Origin of the sequence: Stenotrophomonas forensis, assembly GCF_028752115.1 — a bacterium.
In the GTDB taxonomy this organism is placed as follows: Bacteria; Pseudomonadota; Gammaproteobacteria; order Xanthomonadales; family Xanthomonadaceae; genus Stenotrophomonas; species Stenotrophomonas forensis.
Genome location: NZ_CP082270.1, coordinates 1,025,528 through 1,047,610, shown reverse-complemented (window position 1 = coordinate 1,047,610; position 22,083 = coordinate 1,025,528). Strand labels below are relative to the sequence as shown.

At 67.6% G+C, this 22,083-nt stretch carries 20 protein-coding genes; 10 read left to right on the top strand and 10 right to left on the bottom strand.

The window, feature by feature from the left end; all coding sequences use genetic code 11:
• The first annotated feature begins 235 nt into the window (after window positions 1–235).
• Window positions 236–2,323 (top strand): TonB-dependent siderophore receptor, encoded by a 2,088-nt coding sequence (locus K5L94_RS04900; protein ID WP_274512069.1) that lies wholly within the window; start codon window positions 236–238, stop codon window positions 2,321–2,323.
• On the opposite strand, the gene K5L94_RS04895 is transcribed toward K5L94_RS04900, so the two are convergent.
• Window positions 2,307–3,824, bottom strand: coding sequence for an MFS transporter (locus K5L94_RS04895; RefSeq protein ID WP_274512068.1), 1,518 nt, complete (start codon window positions 3,822–3,824; stop codon window positions 2,307–2,309). The two genes, K5L94_RS04900 and K5L94_RS04895, sit on opposite strands and share 17 nt — an antisense overlap.
• 106 nt (window positions 3,825–3,930) lie before the next feature.
• Between K5L94_RS04895 and K5L94_RS04890 the strand changes: the two genes are divergently transcribed.
• Entirely contained in the window at window positions 3,931–4,830 is a 900-nt protein-coding gene (locus tag K5L94_RS04890) for a LysR family transcriptional regulator (protein WP_053451253.1), read from the top strand.
• A 13-nt stretch (window positions 4,831–4,843) separates the two neighbouring features.
• Here the strand turns inward: K5L94_RS04890 and K5L94_RS04885 are convergent, their stop codons facing one another.
• The 3 genes from K5L94_RS04885 to K5L94_RS04875 all read right to left on the bottom strand — a co-directional run bounded on the left by K5L94_RS04885 (window position 4,844) and on the right by K5L94_RS04875 (window position 7,662).
• A complete protein-coding gene (locus K5L94_RS04885) occupies window positions 4,844–5,722 on the bottom strand; it encodes a LysR family transcriptional regulator (protein ID WP_271260607.1) in 879 nt (292 codons plus the stop codon).
• A gap of 38 nt (window positions 5,723–5,760) precedes the next feature.
• Window positions 5,761–6,606: an SDR family NAD(P)-dependent oxidoreductase gene (locus tag K5L94_RS04880; RefSeq protein ID WP_274512067.1), complete on the bottom strand. Its 846-nt coding sequence runs from the start codon at window positions 6,604–6,606 to the stop codon at window positions 5,761–5,763.
• 192 nt (window positions 6,607–6,798) lie between these two features.
• On the bottom strand, window positions 6,799–7,662 hold the full coding sequence (locus K5L94_RS04875) for a DMT family transporter (RefSeq protein WP_053451252.1): 864 nt from the start codon (window positions 7,660–7,662) through the stop codon (window positions 6,799–6,801).
• A 132-nt stretch (window positions 7,663–7,794) separates the two neighbouring features.
• Here K5L94_RS04875 and K5L94_RS04870 point away from each other — a divergent pair, with 132 nt between their 5' ends.
• Together K5L94_RS04870 and K5L94_RS04865 are read left to right on the top strand one after the other, a co-directional pair.
• Window positions 7,795–9,174: an aminotransferase-like domain-containing protein gene (locus tag K5L94_RS04870; RefSeq protein WP_180879662.1), complete on the top strand. Its 1,380-nt coding sequence runs from the start codon at window positions 7,795–7,797 to the stop codon at window positions 9,172–9,174.
• Between the two features lie 78 nt (window positions 9,175–9,252).
• Window positions 9,253–9,927 carry a class I SAM-dependent methyltransferase gene (locus K5L94_RS04865; RefSeq protein ID WP_180879664.1) on the top strand — a complete coding sequence of 225 codons (675 nt, stop codon included), beginning with the start codon at window positions 9,253–9,255 and terminating at the stop codon, window positions 9,925–9,927.
• Window positions 9,928–9,942: 15 nt separating this feature from the next.
• On the opposite strand, the gene smqnr is transcribed toward K5L94_RS04865, so the two are convergent.
• Window positions 9,943–10,590: a SmQnr family pentapeptide repeat protein gene (smqnr, locus tag K5L94_RS04860; protein WP_164086093.1), complete on the bottom strand. Its 648-nt coding sequence runs from the start codon at window positions 10,588–10,590 to the stop codon at window positions 9,943–9,945.
• A gap of 126 nt (window positions 10,591–10,716) precedes the next feature.
• Here smqnr and K5L94_RS04855 point away from each other — a divergent pair, with 126 nt between their 5' ends.
• Both K5L94_RS04855 and K5L94_RS04850 read left to right on the top strand, forming a co-directional pair.
• Window positions 10,717–11,493 carry a DeoR/GlpR family DNA-binding transcription regulator gene (locus tag K5L94_RS04855; RefSeq protein ID WP_274512066.1) on the top strand — a complete coding sequence of 259 codons (777 nt, stop codon included), beginning with the start codon at window positions 10,717–10,719 and terminating at the stop codon, window positions 11,491–11,493.
• 11 nt (window positions 11,494–11,504) lie between these two features.
• On the top strand, window positions 11,505–12,638 hold the full coding sequence (locus tag K5L94_RS04850; RefSeq protein ID WP_274512065.1) for an MFS transporter: 1,134 nt from the start codon (window positions 11,505–11,507) through the stop codon (window positions 12,636–12,638).
• A gap of 10 nt (window positions 12,639–12,648) precedes the next feature.
• Here K5L94_RS04850 and K5L94_RS04845 read toward each other — a convergent pair whose 3' ends face one another.
• The 5 genes from K5L94_RS04845 to K5L94_RS04825 form a co-directional block, all read right to left on the bottom strand.
• Window positions 12,649–14,154 (bottom strand): PepSY domain-containing protein, encoded by a 1,506-nt coding sequence (locus K5L94_RS04845; RefSeq protein WP_274512064.1) that lies wholly within the window; start codon window positions 14,152–14,154, stop codon window positions 12,649–12,651.
• Between the two features lie 11 nt (window positions 14,155–14,165).
• Window positions 14,166–16,304 (bottom strand): TonB-dependent receptor, encoded by a 2,139-nt coding sequence (locus tag K5L94_RS04840; protein WP_274512063.1) that lies wholly within the window; start codon window positions 16,302–16,304, stop codon window positions 14,166–14,168.
• Window positions 16,305–16,432: 128 nt separating this feature from the next.
• The gene (locus K5L94_RS04835) at window positions 16,433–16,819 is read right to left on the bottom strand and encodes a DUF2946 family protein (protein ID WP_053448977.1); all 387 of its coding nucleotides are present in this window, start codon (window positions 16,817–16,819) and stop codon (window positions 16,433–16,435) included.
• Between the two features lie 212 nt (window positions 16,820–17,031).
• Window positions 17,032–17,286 (bottom strand): hypothetical protein, encoded by a 255-nt coding sequence (locus K5L94_RS04830; protein WP_053448976.1) that lies wholly within the window; start codon window positions 17,284–17,286, stop codon window positions 17,032–17,034.
• Between the two features lie 11 nt (window positions 17,287–17,297).
• On the bottom strand, window positions 17,298–17,522 hold the full coding sequence (locus K5L94_RS04825) for a hypothetical protein (protein ID WP_080374871.1): 225 nt from the start codon (window positions 17,520–17,522) through the stop codon (window positions 17,298–17,300).
• 480 nt (window positions 17,523–18,002) lie between these two features.
• On the opposite strand from K5L94_RS04825, the gene K5L94_RS04820 reads away from it, so the two are divergent.
• The 4 genes from K5L94_RS04820 to K5L94_RS04805 all read left to right on the top strand — a co-directional run bounded on the left by K5L94_RS04820 (window position 18,003) and on the right by K5L94_RS04805 (window position 21,851).
• Window positions 18,003–20,339, top strand: a complete 2,337-nt coding sequence (locus K5L94_RS04820; protein ID WP_274512062.1) for a VapE domain-containing protein — start codon at window positions 18,003–18,005, stop codon at window positions 20,337–20,339.
• Window positions 20,340–20,495: 156 nt separating this feature from the next.
• Window positions 20,496–20,723: a hypothetical protein gene (locus tag K5L94_RS04815; protein ID WP_053448974.1), complete on the top strand. Its 228-nt coding sequence runs from the start codon at window positions 20,496–20,498 to the stop codon at window positions 20,721–20,723.
• A 41-nt stretch (window positions 20,724–20,764) separates the two neighbouring features.
• On the top strand, window positions 20,765–21,316 hold the full coding sequence (locus K5L94_RS04810; protein WP_274512061.1) for a nucleoside/nucleotide kinase family protein: 552 nt from the start codon (window positions 20,765–20,767) through the stop codon (window positions 21,314–21,316).
• A gap of 151 nt (window positions 21,317–21,467) precedes the next feature.
• Window positions 21,468–21,851 carry a hypothetical protein gene (locus tag K5L94_RS04805; RefSeq protein WP_053448972.1) on the top strand — a complete coding sequence of 128 codons (384 nt, stop codon included), beginning with the start codon at window positions 21,468–21,470 and terminating at the stop codon, window positions 21,849–21,851.
• Window positions 21,852–22,083: the final 232 nt, after the last annotated feature.

Sequence of the window (22,083 nt, the reverse complement as noted above, 5' to 3'; positions counted from 1 at the left end):
GCTGCCTGCGGCTCGGCAGCGACCGGGGGAGGAAGGGGCCTGCGGCCAGGCCAGAGATGATCGAGCAGCCACATGGCGGGTCTCCGTGGGGGACGGGGACAACCGAGACTAGGCGCTGGCCGGCATAGGGGGCGTGAGGCGGCGAAGTCTCGATGATGACAAGCCATTGAGAATCATTTGCAACAACAGGATGCAATCCCGATAATCCGCGGCGATCTTCCGTGGACCGACCGCCATGCCCGCCCGCCGCACCCTGCTCTCGCTTGCCCTCGCCCTGCCCGGCAGCCTCGTCGCACACGCCGCACTGGCCGACGACGCGCCGACTCCCCGCACCCTGGACCGCGTCAGCGTGGTGGCCGAGCGTGCCAGCACCGCGACCAAGACCGACACCGCCCTGACCCAGACGCCACAGGCGATCAGCGTGGTCACCCAGCAGCTGTTCACCGATCGCGGCGCGCACAACCTGCAGGAAGTGCTGCGCTACAGCGCCGGCGTCACCGCCGACGCGTGGGGCCTGGACACCCGCAACGATGCCACCTCGGTACGCGGGCTGGATCCGGTGCAGTACCAGGATGGCCTCCGCCGCAGTTACGGGTTCAGTCCGTTGGCGCGGCCGGAAATCTATGGCCTGGAGCGTGTGGAAGTGCTGCGCGGTCCTTCGTCGGTGCTGTACGGCGCAGGCGCCACCGGCGGCATCATCAATGCGATGAGCAAGCGCCCGACGTTCGGCAATGTGGCGGGCGAGGTAGGCGTGCAGCTTGGCAGCTTCGACCGCAGGCAGCTTCAGGGCGACATCGGCGGTGCGTTGAACGAGGCCGGCACGGTGGCCGGGCGCTTCGTCGGCCTAGTGCGTGAGTCGAACATGCAGACCGATACGCTCAAGGACGACCGTGTCTACCTTGCGCCTTCGATCAGCTGGCGCGGCGAACGCAGCACCTTCAGCCTGCTGGCCAGCTACCAGCACGACAGGACCGGCTCCAGCCAGCAGTTCCTGCCGCTGGCGGCGACGCTGCTGGCGCCCCCCGGACGCCGCCTCGATCCCTCCACGTTCATCGGTGACCCTGACTTCGACCGCATCGACTCGCGTGTCTACAGCCTCACCGCGCTGTTCGACCACCGCTTCAACGACGTGCTCAGCCTGCGCTCGGCCATGCGCTACATCGATGGCAAAACGACGCTGCAGCAGATGTACGTGGACAGCTACAGCAACCCGGCCGATCCCTTCATTGATGCCGGACGTCGCGTGGTCAACCGCACCGCCTACGGCACCCGCCCCGACGTGCAGATCTTCAGTGCCGACAACGCCCTGCAGTTCGACTTCGCCACGGGTGCCTTCCAGCACCTGCTGCTGGCCGGCGTCGACTACAGCCAGTACCGGGAGCAGCTGCAGCGCCTGGATGCGACCGGCACGCCGATCGACATCTACGCCCCGGTATCGGTGGCACCGACAGTGCGTGGCTGGGAGCGCCAGCCAGACCAGACCTCCACCCAGCTCGGCCTCTACCTGCAGGATCAGATCCGCTGGGCCGACCGTGTTTCACTGGTGCTGGGCGCACGACGCGACCATGCACGCTCGAAGACCGACGGCCAGCCCAGCCAGACCGACAACGCCACCACCTATCGCGCCGGCCTGATCGGCGAACTGGGCGCCGGGGTATCGCCCTACCTGAGCTACAGCGAATCGTTCCTGCCGGTTGCCGGCCAGGACCTGTTCGGCCAGGCCTTCAAGCCGATGCGCGGCCGCCAGACCGAGGCCGGCATCAAGTGGCAACCCGCGCGCAACCTGCTGCTGACGATGGCCGCGTACCGCATCACCGAAACCAACCGGCAGACCAACGACCCGGACAACGTGCTGAACGTGGTGCAGACCGGGCAGATCCGCTCCAAGGGCGTCGAGCTGGAGGGCCAGTTCCAGTTCGCCAACGAGCTGACGATCACCGCCGCCGTTGCGCGCAACGAGGCCGAAGTCAGCCGCAGCAACTTCGCATTGGAAGTGGGCCAGCGCCTCAACGACACCCCGCAGGACCTGGCCTCGGCCTGGGTCTCGAAGGGCTTCCCGCTGGAGGACGGCGCACGCCTGCGCCTGGGCCTGGGCGTGCGCCATGTCGGCAATACCGTGTCGCTGGGCAATGGCGGGCGCATCATCACCCCCAGCTACACGCTGGCCGATGCCCTGGTGGAAGTGCAGGTGACCGACTGGACGATGGCGTTGAACATCACCAATCTCACCGACAAGCGCTACTACGCACCGTGCCGCACCTTCGGTGACTGCTTCGCCGGCTACCCGCGGGTGGTCACCGGCACCATCACCTATCGGTTCTGATCACGGCCAACGCTGGCCGCCGCAGCAGTACGTGCAGCAGCACGGCACAGGCGGCGGTCAGCAACGCCAGCACCCGCAGCAGTATCGCCAGCGCTTCGGCACTGGCCTGCTGCAGGTGTGCGCCGCGCATCGCCGGAAGCAGCGCCTGCGCCTGTGCATGCGCACCGGTGGCCAGATAGGCCCCGGCCCTGGCCAGCGACGCGGGCGACGCGCCCTGCAGCCGCTGGCCGATCAGCAGCGCAAGCAAGGCGGTCACTGCGGCCAACGCAATGCCTTCGCCGGCCACCCGCACCGTTCCGAAGATGCCGGCGGCCATGCCTGCACGCTGCACCGGCACCACGCTGACCGACAGACCATCCATCAGGCCCCACGGCAACGCGGTTCCGGCACCGATCAGCATCAGCAACGGCACCCACTGCGAGGGCGACGGGTGCGACGCGTGGCGCGACAGCAGGTACAGGCCGGTGGCACAGACCAGCAGGCCGAGCGTGCACAACCGCGCACTTCCGATGCGCTCGGCCCAGCGCGCGGCCAGCATCGGCAGTACCAGCATCGGTACGGACAGGGCCAGCATCTGCAATCCGACCGCGGCCGCGCTTTGCCCATGCACGCCCAGCAACTGCAGCGGCAGTACCACCAGCAGCACCACGTAGCCGAAGCAGGTGGCCACCGGCAGCAGCTGGACACCGAGGAACGCCGGCTGCGAGAACAGTGAGAGGTCCAGCAGGGGTGAGCGATGCACCCGTTCGATGCAGACGAACACCCCGCCCAGCAGCAGCGTCGCCAGCAGCGCCAAGTGCACGCGCAGGGCATGCAGCCCGAATTCGCCCAGCCACAGCAGAGCCAGGGTCAGCGCCGCCAGCATCAGGCTGAAGCCGAGCATGCCGCCGAGGTCCAGGTGTCCGCGCTCGCCGTGGCTTTCAGGCAACACGCGCGCGCCCAGCACGAAGGCCGCCAACGCCAGCACGCCACCCGCCGCGAACACGCTGCGCCACCCCAGTGCCTGCAGCAGAAGGCCGGCAAGCAGCGGCCCCAGTGCCAACCCTGCACCGAATGTCGTGCCCAGCAGGGCAAAGACGCGGGTGCGCGCCGGTCCCTGCCAGGCCTGCGCCAATGCGGCGGTGCCGGACGCCAGCGCTGCTGCAGCGGCAACGCCCTGCAGCCCGCGCGCCAGGTCCAGCCACAACAGCGTGGGTGCCAGGCAGACGACGGCGGTGGCGGCGCTGAAGCCTGCCGTACCCAGCAGGAACAGCCGCCGCCGGCCAAAGCGGTCGGCCAGGCCGCCGGCGGCGAGCAACAGGCTGCCGAAGGTGAGCATGAACGCATTGGTCACCCAGGCCAGCGCAGTGGGTGAGGCCGCCGCGGAACGGGCCAGCACCGGCACCGCGACCGCGCCGGCCGAGAAGGACAACGGCAACGCCAGCGCGGCCAGGCAGACGGCAAGCAGCGTCCAGCGCTGCTGCGCACGGACAGGCAAGGGGAGCATCGAAACCGGGGCCATGCGGGCCTCCATCCATCAGGGGTATTGATGATGGACAGGCCGTTATTGATGAAAAACTGGCTCGATGGACGTTGATTGCGGCCTGGTGTTCCGCAATCATGCCGGCATGGATTCCATCTCTGCCCTGCTCGCCTTCGTCCGCACTGCGGAGGCGGGCAGCATCGTCGGTGCCGCCCGCGTCCTCGGCCTGTCCGCGTCGGCGGTGGGCAAGCGCATCGCCCGCCTCGAGCAGGACCTGGGTACGCGCCTGTTCCATCGCACCACCCGCCGCGTACACCTCACCGATGAGGGCGATCTGCTCCTGCAACGCTGCCGGCGTGCCCTGGACGAGCTTTCCGAAGCACAGGCGGACCTGGCGCAGCGACAGCACGCGCCCAGTGGGCTGCTGCGCATCGGGCTGCCGACCATCGGCTATCGCTTCCTGCTGCCGGTGCTGCCCGGGTTCCAGCAGCGCTATCCGCAGGTGCAGCTGGAACTGGATTTCAATGACCGCATCGTCGATGTGGTCAGCGAAGGCCTCGACGCAGTGATACGCAGCGGTGCGCTGGCCGATTCCAGCCTGACCGCGCGGCGGCTGGGCGGGTTTCGTTTCATCCTCTGTGCGGCCCCCGGCTATCTGCACGCGCACGGCACGCCCGGTGATGTGAGCGAGCTGCGCATGCATGCCGCACTGCGCTTCCGTTACCCGACCACCGGAAAGCTGCATCCGTGGCAACTGCCGGGCGTCGAAGGCGATGCCGGAGCGGGCCTGCCGACGGCGATGACCTGCAACAACATGGAAGCCGTGCTGGCCGCTGCGATTGGTTGCATGGGCCTGGCCTGGATGCCTGACTTCCTCGCCGCTGACGCGCTGGCCGACGGCCGCCTGCAACGGGTGCTGCCTGCACTGCCCACGCACCAGGGGCAGTTCTCGCTGCTATGGCCGGGTGGACGCCACCCCAGCGCGCGCCTGCGGGTATTCATCGACTACGCCGTGGCGCATCTGTTCCAGGGCGAACACGCCTAGGCGGCCGGCAGGATCAGCTCGCGTTCGCGGCGTCCAGGAAATTGCACAGCACCGGTGACGGTTGCTCCGGGCGCACGCACAGCTGCAGGGCAAAGCGCGCGGCTTCACCGCCCACCTTCCGGTAGACGATCTCTTCCGGACGAAAACTGCTCATGCTGGCCGGCACGATCGCCACGCCCGCATCCACCGCCACCAGCGACAGCACTGCATGCATGCCCTGCGCCTCCTGCACCACGCGTGGAGTGAATCCCGCCGCGGTGCACAGGCCCAGCACCTGTGCGTGGAAGCCGATGCCCTCACCCGCCGGCCACGACACGAAGGGTTCATCGGCCAGCATCGCCACGCTCACTTCGGGCAATGCGGCCAATGCATGCGCACGCGGCAGCGCAATCGCCAGATGGTCGTGGTCGAAGTCGTGCAACTGTAGTTCGGCGGCAGGAATCGGTGGAATCAACACCCCCACGTCGATGCGCTGCTCTCTCAGCCACAGCTGCTGCTGGCGTGAGGTCGCCTCCTGCAGATGCAGCCGCACCTGTGGATACTGCTGGCGGAAACGGCGGATCAAACCAGGCAACCGACCGTACAACGCGCTGCCGACATAGCCCACCTGCAGGCTGCCACGCTGCCCTGCGGCGGCTTCACGGGTGCGCTGCAGCGCCTGTTCGGCCTGCTGCAGCGTCGCGCGCGCTTCCACCAGCAAGGTCTGCCCGGCGACGGTCAGGCCCAGGGTACGGTTGCCGCGCACGATCAGTTCACTTCCGAGCTCGTCTTCCAGCCGTCGTATCGCCGCCGTCAGCGGCGGCTGCGACATGTGCAGGCGGGCGGCCGCGCGGTGGAAGTGCAGTTCTTCGGCCACGGCCACGAACTGGCGAAGCAGGCGCAGGTCGATCATCTCGATGCAGGCGGTGGGAACCCGGCTAGGGTACGCCCTCAGCTGCGCACGTCCACACTGGCGCGGGCGATGGCCGGCCACTGCAGGGCCACCGACTCGATGCTGTCGGCGCTGACCGCGCGCAGATCGCGCGGATATGCAACGTGTTCCGCTTCCTGCAGGCGCAATGCATGGAACTGGCCATTGCTTGCACGCAGTACCCACCCGCCGTCCTGGCAGCGCGTCGATGCCAGAAAGGCCACGCCGTGCGCGACTGCCTCCGGATGCAGCTCGTCCGGCTCGCCGTCGATGCCCCACATCCGCGTCTTGGCCACCGGCGAAACCGCATTGACCACGATGCCGTGCCCGGCACCTTCCAGTGCCAGCACATTGACCAGGCCGAGCGCGGCCAGCTTGCCCATCGCATAGGCGGAAAGACCGCGCTGTGCGTACTGCGGATACAGCGCGCGATCGGAGGTGGTGATGACGATGCGGCCACCACCCGCCGCGCGCATTGCCGGCCACATTGCCTGTGCCAACCACAGGGGCGTCTTCGCGGCCAGGCACAGCATCCGCTCCATCGCATCGTCTTCGACCGCTTCCAGCGCCTGGTACTCCACCCAGCCAGCGTTGTGGATCAGGAAGTCGATGTGGCCATGCTGCTGCAGCAGATCCTGCACCAGCGCGTGGCAACCGGCACGATGATCGATGGGATCACTGACGGCCTGCACCGATAGCCCACGCGCCCGCAACGCGTCGGCACTGTGCTGGATGCGCAGCGGATCGGTGCCACGACCATTGGTGCCGGCACCGACGTCGTGCATCACCACGTGCGCACCACGCTCGGCCAGCAGGCGACTGTAGGCCAGGCCCAGTCCACCGGCGGCACCGGTCACCAGCCCCACTTGGCCTTCAAAGGAAATTCGCGAAACAGGTTGCATCCGCACAGCTTCAACCACGGGCGGGGGCACCGGCCAATACCGTTGACCACACCCCACGATATGCCCGCGCTATCACCAGAAAAGGGGACGGAGGGGATTAAGTCGCTTCCGGCACACAAGGGGCAATAGCGACTTAATCCCCTCCGTCCCCTTTTTCTAGCGGCTGAAGCGGCGCGCGCCGGCCACGCAGACCACCGCGCCCAGCGTTACCAGCACCATGCCGGCGCTGACCGATTCGTGCAGCAACAGCGCCGCCAACGCCAGGCCGAAGAACGGCTGCAGCAGCTGCAGCTGGCCGACCGCGGCGATACCGCCCTGGGCCAGCCCGCGGTACCAGAACAGGAAGCCGACCAGCATGCTGAACACCGCCACGTAGCCCAGTGCCCACCACGCAGGCGCGCCCACCGCGGCGAACGAGGCCGGGCGCATCACCACGCTCAGCGGCAGCATCACCGGCAACGCCAGCAGCAGTGCCCAGCTGATCACCTGCCAGCCGCCGAGATGGCGGGCCAGCCGGCCGCCTTCGGCATAGCCGAGCCCGCAGGCAAGGATCGCGGCCAGCATCAGCAGGTCGGCCTGCAGCGAGGCCTCGATGCCATTGCGCATCGCGTAGCCGACCACGCAGGCGCTGCCCAGCAGCGAGAACAACCAGAAGGCGGGGCGCGGCCGCTCGCCGCCGCGCAGCACCCCGAACAGTGCGGTACTCAGTGGCAGCAGGCCGACGAACACGATGGTGTGCGCCGATGACGCATGGCGCAGCGCCAGCGCGGTCAGCAGCGGGAAGCCGACCACCACACCGAGGCTGACCACCACCAGCCCCGGCAGGTCACTGCGCCGCGGCCAGGGCTGGCGCAACAGCAGCAACAGGCCAAGGCCAAGCACTGCGGCGATGGTGGCGCGTGCGGCGGTGACGAACCCGGCGTCCAGTTCAAGCACCGCCAGGCGGGTGGCCGGCAACGAGCCGGCGAAGATCACCACACCGATGAAGCCATTGATCCAACCGCTCGCTGACCGTTCCACGCCTGTATTCCTGTCATGCCAGGCATCGCCCGGCGGAACCTGCATGGGAACATCCATCGCCGGGTCACCCCAGCTACAATCCAGTACAGTCGCAAGTAACTGTACTGCCCACACTTCCACTACAGTCCCTCCATGTCGCGTCCGCTCACCCGCATCGAATCAGTCATCCAGACCGTCCGCACCCGCATCAGCGCGCGCGTGGATGGCCCCGGTTCCCGGCTGCCGTCGGTGCGGGCGCAGGCGGCAGCGATGGGCGTATCGGTCTCCACCGTGGTCGAGGCTTACGAGCGCCTGGCGGCCGAAGGCGTGATCAGCGCGCGCGCGGGCTCTGGCTTCTACGTCAGTGGCCCGGCCGCACCGCTGGCGCTGGCCGCGATGGAGCCGCGGCTGGATCGCGTGGTGGACCCACTGTGGGTATCGAGGCAATCGCTGGAAACGCCCGCGGGCCACCTCAAGCCGGGCTGCGGCTGGATGCCCAGCGACTGGCTGTACCAGGACGGCATGCGTCGTGGCCTGCGCCGGCTGGCACGTGTCGATGCATCGCAGCTGGTCGACTACGCCGGCCCGCTCGGTCTGCCCGCATTGCGCCAGTTGCTGCAGCGGCGCGCTGCCGCACTGGGCATCGACGCGCCGATGGAACAGATCCTGCTGACCGAATCGGGCACGCACGCGGTCGACCTGATCTGCCGCTTCCTGCTCAAGCCCGGCGACTGCGTGCTGGTGGATGACCCCAGCTACTTCAACTACCACGCGCTGCTGAAGGCACATCAGGTGCAGGCCGTAGGCGTGCCGTACACCCACACCGGGCCGGACCTTGATGCGTTTGCGCAGGCGCTGCAGGCACATTCGCCGCGGCTGTACATCACCAATTCGGGCCTGCACAACCCGACCGGCGCCGTGCTTTCCGCCAGCACCGCTCACCGCCTGCTGGGCCTGGCCGAGCACAGCGAACTGGTCATCGTCGAGGACGACATCTTCGCCGACTTCGAGCTGCATCCCGCCCCCCGGCTTGCCGCGCTGGATGGTCTGTCGCGGGTGATCCACGTCGGCAGTTTTTCCAAGACGCTGTCGGCGGCCTCACGCTGCGGCTATATCGCGGCGCGCCACGACTGGATCGACGCGCTGACCGACCTGAAGCTGGCAACCAGCTTCGGCGGCGGCCATCTGGCGATGCAGCTGATGCACATCGCGCTGACCGACAGTGGTTATCGTCGCCACATGCAGTCAGTACGTTCGCGCCTGGCCGATGCACGCCGGCATGCGCTGCGGAAACTGCACGCGCTGGGCATCACCCCGTGGCTGCAGCCCGAAGCCGGCCTGTTCCTGTGGTGCCAGCTGCCCGATGGCCGCGACGCCGCGGCCCTGGCGCGGCACTGCCTGCGCCAGGGCATCGTGCTGGCACCGGGCAACGCCTTCAGCCAATCGCAGCGCGCGGCCGACTATCTGCGCTTCAATGTCTCGCAATGCCAGGACCCGCGCATCTGGCAGGTGTTGGCGCAGGCCTTGCGCTGAGCGCGATGCCGGTGCCCTGCGGCACTGGCACTTGCGTGCCACGGTACAGTGGTAGTTCCCCGTTGCAGGAGTGCGCGCATGTCGTCGTTTTCCGATCCGCAGGCCGTGGCCCGCTATGCCGAAGGCCCGTTGCGCCAGGTGCCAGGCTACCTCGCCCTGCAGCAGATGAGTCGCCTGCTGCTGGCCGAACGGGTCCCCGTGCAGGGGCGCGTGCTGGTGCTGGGCGCCGGTGGCGGCCTGGAGCTGAAAGCCTTTGCCGAGGCACAACCGGGCTGGCAGCTGCTGGGCGTGGACCCGGCCGCACCGATGCTGGCCCTGGCCGAGCAGACGCTGGGCCCGTTGAACGCACGCGTTGAGCTGCTGGAAGGCTACATTGACGATGCCCCGGACGTGCGCTTCGACGGCGCCAGCTGCCTGCTGACCCTGCACTTCCTCGACGCCACGCAACGCCTGCATACGCTGCGCGAACTGCACAAGCGACTGCGCACGGGTGCACCCCTGGTGGTCGCCCATCACAGCGTGCCGCAGGATCCGGCCGGCAAGCTGCTCTGGCTGCAGCGCTACGCGGCGTTTGCCGAAGCCTCTGGCGTTGCGCGCGTGGATGCACAGCGCGCGATCGAAGCCATTGCCGAGCGGCTGCCGCTGCTGCCGCCCGAACAGGAGGTCGCGCTGCTGCAGGAAGCCGGCTTCGACGACGTGGAGCTGTTCTATGCGGGCTTCAGCTTCAAGGGCTGGGTGGCGTACGCGACGTGATGCATCCGGACCGGATCACGGCACCACGGTGATGCCGATGCGCTGCATCAACAGCGCCACCTGCTGCACGTCCAATGTCGCGCCGCGCAGGTTGGTGCTGCGCACGTCAAGCTCACCCAACTCGGAATTGGTCAGGTCGCAATCGGTGAAATTGGCGCTGTTCCAGTCGATGCCCTCGAACTGGCCACCGGACAGGTCCGAGCCGGCGAAACTGGCGCCGCTCACATTGGCGCCGTCCCAGCGGTTCTCCCACAGTTCGCACTTCTCCAGCGTCACCCGCGAGAAGTTCGCGTAGCGCAGGTTCGACTTCTTGATGAAGCCGCTGCAGAACCCGCTGCGCGTGGTGATCTGGTTCATGAAGCTGGCATTGCTGAAATCCGCGCCCTGCGCGCGGCATTCGCTGATCTCCAGGCCCAGCGCCTTGATGAAGTTGAAGTGGCACATGCTGATGTCGCAGCCACGGAAGCTGGCTTCCTTCAGCGTGGCGCCGTTGAAGCGGCAACCGCTGCGGCTGTCGGCGTCGTAGAAACTACAGTTGATGAACTCGGTCGCGGTCAGGTCCGCGCCGGAAAAATCGCATTGCTGGAACTGCTGGTCGACCACTTTCTGGCCGGTGTACTGGTCGGCGCCGATGCGCAGCTTGTGGTGAACGGTGGGGGACATCAGGGATTCCATGCCAGGGAGCGCGGCCATGATGCCGGGCAAGCGCCGTATTCCCAACCCCGCCAGCGCCGCGGAACGCAATGCCTGATGTTGCACGTTAATACACAGTAATGCATGATTCCCGGCATGAGCTCCGATCCCAGCCCCCTTCCCGCCCAGCGTCCCCAGCAGATCCTTGAGGAACTGCGCCAGCAGGGCCGTGTGGTGGCCGCCGACCTGGCGCGCCGCTATGCCGTCTCTGAAGATTCGATCCGCCGCGACCTGCGCGAACTGGCCGCCCAGGGCCTGTGTCAGCGTGTCTACGGGGGGGCGGTGCTGCCGCCGCCGAAGGAACGCCCGCTGCGTGAGCGATTGACCCATGACCGGGGCGACAAGGCCGAACTGGCCGCTCGCGTTTGCGCCCTGCTGCAACCGGGCCAAGTGATACTGCTTGATGCCGGGTCGACGAACCTGGCCATCGCCCAGCAGCTGCCCGCCGCACTCGGGCTGACGGTGATCACCAATGCTCCGCAGATTGCTACGGCCGCCAGCTATCACGAAGGCATCGCCGTGCAGCTGATCGGCGGCCGCCTGGCCAGCGGTGGCGGCGCGGTCGGTGCCGAAGCGCTGGCCCAGGTGCAGCGCCTGCGGGCCGATGTGTACCTGCCGGGTCCGTGCGCGGTGGACGGCGACACCGGCGTGTGGGCGATGGATTCGGAAGAAGCCACGCTGAAGCGCGCGATGGTGGCGTGCAGCAGCCGCGTCATCGTCGCTGCCACCACTGAAAAGCTCGGCGCGCGCGGCAACTGGCAGATCGCCAGCCTGGACGAGATCGACGATCTGGTGCTGACCACGTCGGCGCCTCCCGCACTGGCCGCCCGCTTCCGTGCCGCCGGCATCACAGTGCATCCCACCCTGCCCTGACCGAACCGCTCATGCCTATTGCCAACCGCGCGCGTGCCGAACAGCACGCGACCCGCGCTGCATTCTTCATTCCCGGCTTCGCTACCGCGTTATGGGCCACGCTGGTGCCGTTCGCCAAGTCACGCACGGACATCAACGATGCCACGCTGGGCCTGGTGCTGCTCTGCCTGGGTGCCGGTTCGCTGCTGGCGATGCCGCTGTCCGGCGTGCTCGCCGCGCGCCTGGGCTGCCGTCGGGTGATGGTGGCCAGCACGTTGCTGATCTGCCTCAGCGTGCCAGGGCTGGTGTTGGCCGACACGGCCTGGCTGCTGGGACTGGTGTTGTTCGTGTTTGGTGCCGCGGTGGGGGCGATGGACTGCACGATGAACGTGCAGGCGGTGATCGTCGAGCGCCAAGCCCGGCGCGTGATGATGTCCGGCTTCCATGCCTTCTTCAGCATCGGCGGTTTCCTTGGTGCGGCCGCCATGACCGTACTGCTTTCGGTACGGCTGCCACCGTTGGCGTCGGTGCTGATCGGCGTAGGCGCCATGCTGCTGGTGATGCTGTTGTCGGCGTCGTACTGGCACCGCGAGCGCATGCCGCATGACACGCCGATGCTGGCGATGCCGCACGGCGTGGTGCTGTTCATCGGCGTTCTGGCGTTCATCGCCTTCCTTGGCGAAGGCGCGATGCTGGACTGGAGCGCGGTGTTCCTCAGCGACGTACGTCGTGTCGACGCCAGCCTTGCCGGCATCGGCTATGTGACCTTCACCCTGACCATGACCGTCGCGCGCCTGTTCGGCGATGCACTGGTGGCACGCGTCGGTCGCCAGCGCGCGATCGTGTTCGGCGCCCTGCTCGCCGCCAGCGGCGTGCTGGTGCTGACCCTGGTCACGCCCTGGCAGGCATCCCTGCTCGGCTATGTGCTTGTGGGCCTGGGTTGCGCCAACATCGCACCGGCCCTGTTCTCGCTGGCCGGCCACCAGACCCGCATGCCGGGTGCACTGGCGATTACAGCGGTGTCCACGCTTGGCTTCGCCGGCATCCTTGCGGGCCCGGCACTGATCGGCTTCGCCGCCAATCACTTCGGCCTGATCGCCGCGTTCATCGGCGTGGCGACGGCCCTGTTGCTGGTGGCGATGTCCACCCGCTGGCTGCGGGTGTGATCGTGCCGCATCAGCGCCGCCGACGCCGCACCTTCATCCGCACGCGCCGATAGCCGATCACGGTAGCGGTCGCGCACAGCGCGGTGCCTGCCGTGCTCAGCAGCAGCAACACCCCCAGCCGGGTGACGTCCTGCCGCAGCATCGCCGGCAGGTCCCAGCTGTGCAGGAAGTAGAACAGCCAGCGCCCCACCCGCTCGCGGTGCCCCATCGTCAACAGCGGGTCACCGCTGCCCAGGTCGAGGTAGACACGCGTCGCCTCGGCATCATCGAAGTCGGCAACCGCCACCGGAAAGCGGCGCACGGCTGCACCGTTCATGGCCTCAGGCGTGCGCGGATAGAAGTAGGCGTCAGGCGACTGCAGGACGCGGAAGTCCTGCAGCGGCGCATCCGACATCAGGGCTACCTGCTGCCGCAGGCGCGCAACAGGCAACTGGCGCGCGACCTGTAGCCGCCCGTCCACATTGGACACGATGCGGGTATCGCCCTGCCCGTCCAGCAACAGCGCGAACAGCTCGCCACCGATGCGACGCCACTGGATTTCCACCGGCCGGAACCGCGCGTCGCCGGCCACCGCCAGCAACGCCGACGGTTCGGTCAGCGCCCCATCCACCGCCACCCTGTCTCCGCGGTAACGGTCGGCATTGATCGCATTGCGGGTGCCGCTGAACACGCCCAGCGGATTCATCGACATCAAGCCGCTGAAGATCCAGGTGAACACGAAGGCAGCAGCGACCAACCCGATCAGGTGGTGCCAGCGCATCCAGGGTTCGACATACGGCGTCTTCGCGCCGGAGCGGTAGTGCCCGCGGAAACGCCAGCGCCACAGGCCAACCACGATGCCGCTGATCGCCGCCACGGTGCACAGCGCGGACAGCACGATCACCACCCACGTCCATACAGGATCCACCGATTGCATGCGCAGGAAATACAGCCAGTGCAGCCACGCGCCCACATAGTTCCAGCGCTGCTGCGCATGCGGTGCATCCAGCACCACCTCGCCCGTGTGCGAGGACACGTAGAGGTCCCCAGGTTGGGTACCGCCCACCTCCACCCGGTACAGCGGCCGATGCGCATCCAGCGCGCGCGAGTGCGTCCAGCGATCCTCATCCACACGCATTGCGCCGACGAACGCCTGCCCGCCGGCGAACTGCGCCGCCGACGCTTCAGCTTGCTGTGCCGACACTGGCAGCAGCGCCTGGCCTGTCTGCGCCGACCACGCACCGACGTTGCTGCCGCTGCGCACCACATAGGTGGGTTCGCAACGCAGCGTGGTCAGCGCCACGGCTTCCGGCTCGGCCTGGACAGCACCTGGCAGCGCCGACAGCCCTCGCCAATCGACGGCATCACCCAGCACCGGCAGCGCCGCCAGGCGCTCACCGGGGGTCAATTTCGGGTAGCCGATGAACAGCATCACCATGCCGCTGACGAACCACAGCAACATCAACAGGCATCCTCCGATGCCCAGCCAGCGATGCACCAGGTAGGTCCAGCGCTTGGCGGTGGAACGCAGCGACATGGCCCTTGCCCTCAGAAGCGATGATCGACAGTGAATTCGACGCGCCGGTCCGCACCCAACAACCACTGTGTACTGGTGTAGTACGCGGTGGCGTAGTACGCCTTGTCGAACACATTGAACATGCGTGCAGTCAGCCGCGTCCGCGGCGCGGCCTGCCAGGTCAGTGCCAGGTCGGTGGTGCTGTAGCCCGGCAGTTCCAGCGTGTTGGCGTTGTCGGCGTAGCGCTTGCCGACGTAGCGCGCGCCACCGGCCAGGGTCCAGTCGGGCAGGAGCTGCCAGCTCAACCACACATTGGCCAGGCGTTCGGCCACATTCGGCGGCACATTGCCGTCGCGAGAGACCAGCACCGGCGGCGTCCCCGCGGTTTCCAGGAAGTCCTCGAACTCGGCCTTCAGCACCGTCGCGTTGGCATCGAGCGACCACTGCGGCGCGAAGTTCCAGTTCAACGAAGCCTCGATGCCACGCGAAGTCTGCGCGCCGATCTGCACGCGGCGGTCAGGCTGCAGCGGGTCGCGGCTGAGCAGACCGGTCTTGCGGATGCGGTAGGCGGCCAGCGTCCACTCGCCACCGTCGAAGGCCTGCTTCATGCCCACCTCGAACTGCCGGCCCTTGGCCAGGTCGAACGCCCCGTTGGCCGGGCTGATCATCAGCAGGCCGCTGACCGGGTCCGCTGCCTGCGAATACTGCGCGTACAGGCTCAGCGTCGGGCGCAGCGCAAACACCGTGCCCGCGCGCCACCCGGTGCTGCTGTAGGTCTTCGAGAACGCACGCTGGCCGCTTATCAGATCGGTGCGATCAATGTCGGCACGATCGTGGCGCAGCCCACCCAGCACCGACCAGCGCTCACCCAGTGCCAGCCGGTCTTCCACGAACAGCGCATACTGCTCGGCGCGGTTGCGGTAGCGCGGCAGGTTCGGCGCATCGCTGACGAACGTGCCGGGCACCGGATGGAACGGATCGACCGGACCCGAACTGCCGGCATAGGTGTTGTTGGTGTGCTTGAAGTGCGCACGGTTGGCATCCAGTCCCACCGCGAAACTGTTCGCCAGGCCGCCCACCTCACCCTGCACGCGCAGCGTCGAGGTCAACCCGGTCTGGTCCTGGTTGTGGGTAATCCGGGTGTTGCCGGACCGATCAACCAGGCCGGTGCGTGGGTTGTAGACATAGGCCTCGGCGTTGCGCCAGTCGCGCTGGCTGTCGATCTGGTAGACGCGGGTGCGCCACTCCACGTTCGCGGTGGGCGTCCACAGCGCGTCGAGCTGGGTCCAGCGGTCACGGAAGCGGATCTGGCTGTCTTCCACGTTGTAGTTGCGGTGGCGCAGCGCGTCCAGCTGGCGACCGTCAACCAGCGGCGTGCCGAAGTAGCGCATCGGCCTCTGCTGGCCCTGGGCGTGGGTGAGGGTCAGCTGCAGGTCGTCGCGCGGCTGCCACAGCAGCGCACCGGAGAAGGTGGCGTCACTGTTGCGCCCGCGGTCGACCCACCCCGCGCTGTAATTGCCACTCACGTCCAGCCGGTACGCCAGCGCCGGAGTCAGCGCGCCGCCGCTGCCGAATCCGAGGCGTGCGGTGTCCTCGCTGCCGACGGTCACGCTGACTTCGTTCTCGATGGCGCCGCGGGAGGGCTTCTTCGGCACGATGTTGATGACCCCGCCGATCGCGCCGTCGCCATGGATCACCGAGGCCGGCCCACGCAGCACTTCGATGCGCTCGATCGACCAGGTATCGAACGGGAAGGTGATGCCCACGCCCCCGTACTGGCGCAGCCCGTCATACAACCGCATCACCGACGCCCCATCGGTGAAACCACGGCTGGACAGCGCACTCAGCCCGTTGCCGGGATGCGGCATGGCGCTGATCGCACCTGCACGGCTGATCGCATCATTGAGGTTGGTATCACCGCGCTGCTCCAGCTGGTCGCGGCTGATGACGGTGAGCGCGGCCGGCGTCTGCAGCACGCTCAGGCCCAGCGCGGAACCGGCGCTGGCGGAGGAGGACAGCTCGCCGCTGCGGGCATCCACCACGCGCACGGTATCCAGCGTGGTGGGAGGCGCCGTATCGGCGGCAAGGGCAGGCGCCGCCTGCAGAAGCCAGGCACACAGCGCAGGCAGCAGCGCCCGGCGCAGGCACGCGGAGTTGGGGTTGGTTTTCATTGGGTCACGGCATGCAAGGCCACCCCGCATTGCAGGGCAGCAATCAGAAAGGGATAGGCACGCGCGTGCGGGCACCGGCCGTGGCCGGCAGCCTCATGGCAGGAAGATCACTGCAGCGCGCGTGCGGCTCAGGCGGCCCTGAGGACCGGTGGCCCACGCGCTCCCAGGGTGCCGCTGATCCGTTGCGGCAGGGCCTGCACCGCCCCGCGCAACGCACGGCAGACCGGCGTCATCGGTGCCAGCAGCAGCAACGCTGCCACCAGCAGGGTGATCATCCGTGCGGCGATCAGGCAGTAATCGCAGTCCACGCCCATCTCATGATCGGCATGGGGGTCGGCAGCAGGCTTCGGTGCCGCTTCGCCGTGCGGCATCGCCATCGCATGATGGTCGTGGTGGCCGTCCATCGCATGCTGTGCGTGCAGGCTGTGGTCCATCGCCAACACCGTTGCGCTGGCCGCAACGTGGCCATGCGCCAGCCAGCGGCTCACCAGCGGGGCGAGCAGCACCAGCAGCATGGCAAGCCATGCCAGGGCCTGGAACCGGCGGTGGAGAACAGAACGGCGCACGCGGCCATTCTACGGGGCCTCGCCCAACCTTGGACCACGTTCAGGGTTGCTGCACAGGCGGTGCGACGTTATGACGCAGCCCCCCGTCGTGCAGCGCGCTGCGTCCTCCGGTGGGGACGGAAGGCGACCACACCGGCCCCTTCCGCCCCCACGCGGCAACGCTAGAACCGGGCGGGCTGCCGCACCGCGCGTTCCAGGAACATCACGCCCGCCTGCAGGCTGTTGCGGGCGTTCTCCAACCAGCGCTCCGGATCGGCGACCGCGAATCGCTCCTGCGCATCCACGTCACCCGAATCGGCCAGATCGGCCAACTGCAGATGGATGTGGTTCTCCACCAGGCTCACCAGCACGGCGAGCTCGGCCGACACTGCGGCGATGCGTTCGGTGAAGCCAGCGTCGTTGCTGTTCAGAGACATGTCCCCTGTTCCTATGCGTTGCGGTGTTGATGGATGGCTTCGTAGCGCTCGGCACAGGCAGGCCCACAGAACAGCCTGGCCGGATCGTTGTCGAAGTCTTCGCTGCAGTCCGGGTTGTGGCATTCCCCAATGGGCGTGAGAGGGGCAACAGTGCGGGCCCGCGTTGCGTGCTGGGCCAATGCGTGTTGCAGATGGCGCGCTTCCAGTTCCTGCGCTTCGTCGATGGTGTCCGTCATGCAGGCTGTATTTTATCGGGGGGTAGTCGCACCGATTGAGAACGCATCAACGGCGTTGGATGAGTCGCTCCCGGCATTGGTTCGGCGTTTGTGGTTGCAGTGGATTTCAGGCATGCAGGCTCCTTGTGCATGGGCGCCCGGAAGGGCGGAAGGCGAGTCGGAAGGCCGTATCTGACGGCAACGGCATCATCGGAAAAACGGTTCTCGCCAACTGCGACACGCCGCCGCAGAAGCGACAATCTGCGAAAGTCATCGCAGATCCTCATGACACCCGGCCGCACTGTCGGGATCAGGGATGCAAGGTGTCGTAAGGTGTTGCAAAAGAGAGGTCATTCCGACACCATGGCCGCATCACCGCCTCCCCTCTGCGGCTGACCCTGCCGCGTCGGCCGGTCGCCACGTGCACTGCGCCCGGCATGAATCACGCTGCGCATCGACAGGCTGCGGTGAACCGGACCACGCTTCAAGGGGCTTCGCCGAATGCACACATCGCACCCAGCGCAGGACGTCGTTCCTGCGTTCCTGCAGGTCATGCACGCACACGGCATCGTGCCGGACGCACGCGGCCGCGAGGCACTCAATGCCGACGGCACACTGGTGCGCTTCCATGTGCAGGGTGATCGCCCCGGCACACGCAATGGGTGGGCCGTATTGTTCGGCGACCAGGTGCCGGCAGGCGAGTTCGGCAGCTGGCGCACCGGCACCCGTCATGCCTGGTGCGCGAAGTCACCCGGCACGCTCAGCGCCGCCGAACAGCGCGCCATCCGCCACCGCCAGGAGGCGGCCCGTGCCGAACGCGAGCAGCAGCAGCGCGAGCGCGAGGAGGCCGCCGCCAAGGCCGCCAATGTCCTGTGGAACCGCGCCGTACCGGCGGACGGCAGCCATCCCTATCTGGTGCGCAAGGGCATCCCTGCGCATGGCCTGCGCGTGGCGCCGTGGCCGGTACGCAACAGCGACGGCCTGGTCTTCCGCCACATCGACAACACGCTGCTGGTGCCGGTGATGAACGCTGCCGGTCGGATCGTTTCGCTGCAGGCGATCTTTCCGCGCATGGAACCCGCACTGGGACGCGACAAGGACTTCCTGTCCGGTGGCCGCAAACAGGGGTGTTTCCATGTCATCGGCAAACCGCTCGCTGCACAGCCGATCGCCATCGCCGAGGGCTATGCCACCGCCGCCTCCATCCATCAGGCCACCGGTTGGTGCGTGGTGGTCGCCTGGGATGCCGGCAACCTCGCCGCAGTCGCCCGCGCCTGGCGCGGCGCCGTGCCCGATGGTGTGTTCGTGCTCTGCGCGGACAACGATCAATGGACCCGGCAACCCGTGGACAATCCTGGCGTCACCCAGGCAACGCGCGCCGCTGCGGAGATCGATGCACGCGTGGCATGGCCCGAGTTCTCCGCAGTGCACGGTGACAGTGACCGCCCCACCGACTTCAACGACCTGCATCTGCGCGAAGGGCTGGAGACGGTCCGCGCCCAGCTCCTGCCACCGCCAGCCGCCGTGGTGGAAGATGACACGGCCGGCGACGTCGCACTTTCGGCAGCCAGCGCGAGCTATCAGGTGCCTGGCAACCTGTCCGCATTCGATGCCTTCACGCCCTTTCCCGATACCAGCACGCGCGGCCGCCCATTGCCCACAGCGCGCAATCTGGCCGAACTGTGCCGGCGCACCGGCGTGACCGTGCGCTACAACGTCATCCGCAAGGACCTGGAGATCCTGGTGCCGGGCCTGCAGAGCACGGTGGACAATGCCAAGGAAGTGGCTGCCGGTGAAGTGATGGACTGCATGCACCGCGCTGGCATGACCACCGCCAGCTTCGAAACCAACCTGTGCCAGGTGGCCGAAGCCAACCCCTACAATCCGGTCGCCAGCTGGATCACCTCACGCCCGTGGGATGGCCAGTCCCGCCTGCAGGCCTTCTTCGATACGGTGCAGGAAGCGCAGCCCACCCGCATGGCCGACGGGCGCATCCTGAAGGAAGTACTGATGCGACGCTGGCTGGTCTCCGGCGTGGCGGCGGCCTTTGAACCGGATGGCGTGGTGGCGCGGGGTGTGCTGACGTTCGTCTCGAAGCAGAATCTGGGCAAGACACGCTGGGCCCGGCAGCTGGCACCGCCGGAACTGCAGCTGATCGCCGACGGCGTGGTGCTCGATCCGGCCAACAAGGACAGCGTCAAGCAGGTCATCTCCAAGTGGATCGTCGAACTGGGTGAAGTGGATGCCACCTTCCGCCGCACCGATATCGCCGCGCTGAAATCGTTCATCTCGCGCAGCCATGATGAGATCCGCCGTCCATACGCGCGCAACGAGTCGCGCTACGCGCGCCGGACCATCCTGTTTGCCAGTGTCAATGACGAGCGCTTCCTGCGCGACGCGACCGGCAACACGCGCTGGTGGACCGTGCATGCCGTGGCACTGGGCGAACCGGCGCGCATCGACATGCAGCAGGTGTGGTCCGAGGCCCATGCGCTGTACCGCAACGGCGAGACCTGGCACCTGTCCGGTGAGGAGCTGGATGCGTTGAATGCCACCAACAGCGAGCACGAACCGATCTCGCCGATTGCCGAACTGATCGACCGCCGCTTCGATTGGTCGCTGCCGACCGAGCACTGGAACGCACACTACCGCGCCACCGAGATCGTCATTGCCGCAGGCATCGACAAGCCGAACCGCCGCGATGTCAACGAGGCGGCCGCCTATGTGGTCAAGCGCCATGGCGTACGCACCCGCGTGGTCGGCAAGGAGCGGGCCAAGGTCTGGCTGATGCCGCCGCGCAGGCTCAACCTCGGCGAGCAGGCGGCAGGCCCGTTCTAGAGCCACGTTCCCCCCGGGTGCACGAGAAGGGCATTGGCGGGGACCACCACCGGCGGCACGATCCGAGATACAAGTAGATGCAAGGTGTTGACTAAGGCGGCCCGTGAAGGCAAGATGCCTATCTCGGCCACGCCACCTTCCAGGAGCGCTTCCGTCATGCCTCGTCCCCAACTGCATGCCTTCGAAGGCGAACAGCTGACCGTGCGGCAGATCCACCAGCGGGTACCGGTGCTGTCCGAACGGACCATCCGCGACCACCTTGCCGCTGGCCGTCGTACCCGCACCGCCATGCTCTGCTTTGACCCTGTCGCGGCCGCCGCCCGCGGGGGACGCATCACCCAGCGCCTGCTGCGCGCGCGCGGTGCTGGCGGTCGCGATTCCTGACCCATCGCCGGCTGCCACCTTCTTCCAGGAGTAGATTCCGCATGATTCCCGCCTCCCTCGACAGTGGCCATCGCATGATCGCCGACACCCTGGCCGCATTCCGTGCCGGCCCCGCCCTGGGCCGCACGCCGCTGCGGCCTGCCCCGCAGGCGGTGGGCCCGCTCTACATCGGCATCGCCGGCGCCAAGCATGCGGGCAAGGACGCCCTGGCCAATGGACTGGCCTCTGCACTGGCGCTGCCCTGCGACAGCTTTGCGGCACCGCTGCGGGCGCTGGCTGAGCTCATCCCTCAGCAGTTGATGCAGAGCGCCGGCACCGGATCGGGGCGTGATTGCAACCTCCCCGAGCTGCGGGTGCGCTCGTTGTTCGCACGCCTGCCTGCAGGCGGACTGGTGCCGGATGTGCGCTTGGCCGATGAAGCCCGCGCGATCCGCCGCCGTGGCGGTGTCGTGATCCGCGTCAGCCGTCCGGGCCATGCCAGCGAACAGGCCTTGCCGGACCATCTGGTCGACATCGAAGTAAACAATGACGGCACCCCGGCCGATCTGGTGCGCAGGACGCTGGACCAGCTGCTGTCGCGCGGCGTGATCTGAACGCGGCACGGGGCCGTGTGATCTCTCTTCCCACTCATCCGAGCGCAGGTCGTGGCCCATCATCGGCGAAAATGATGTAAGGTCGCCTCATCACCGACGACACCTGTCGTCACCCTGCATCCCCCACCAATTTTCGCAGAGAGGAAACCCCATGGAGGTCGAACAGTTCGCGTCGACGCGCCTCAAGGCCATCGAATTGTTCAAGTCCCAGCCCAAGGGTGGCAAGGACATCGTGAGCCTGGATGCGATCTTCATCTCGCTGTGCTCGCAGGCCTGCGCCCAGGCGGGCGATGGCAGCACGACGCAGGCCCGTACCGTGGCCCGCCCCGGCAGGCAGCAGCCGCCCGCACCGTGGTTCACCGAAACCCTGGCCGCCCTGAAGGGCAAGGGTGAATCGATCACGGTGGCGCGCTTCCTGATGTTCGCCAACCGCTTTCCGGTCAAGCGCATGGACCAGGTCAACGCGGCGCGCTGGTTGCGCGACGCCGGCTACATCCCACGCAAGACCGGCGGCAACCTGGTGTTCGACCTTTGACCCAGCCCCACCTGCAGTCCTGAAGCCCCGGCATCGTCCGGGGCTTTTTCGTTTCCGGGCCTGCGCCCGTGTATGAGGACGAGCTGCGGGGGGCCATCCTCACCCCATCCCCACCGCGTTCCCTTGACCTGCCTCTGTTTCCCCGGGGTGAGGACAGCGAGTACAGGATTACGGAAAACAACCGCAGCAATGGCCGCCCGGCAGCAACCGTTGCAGGCATCCGCAGCCTACT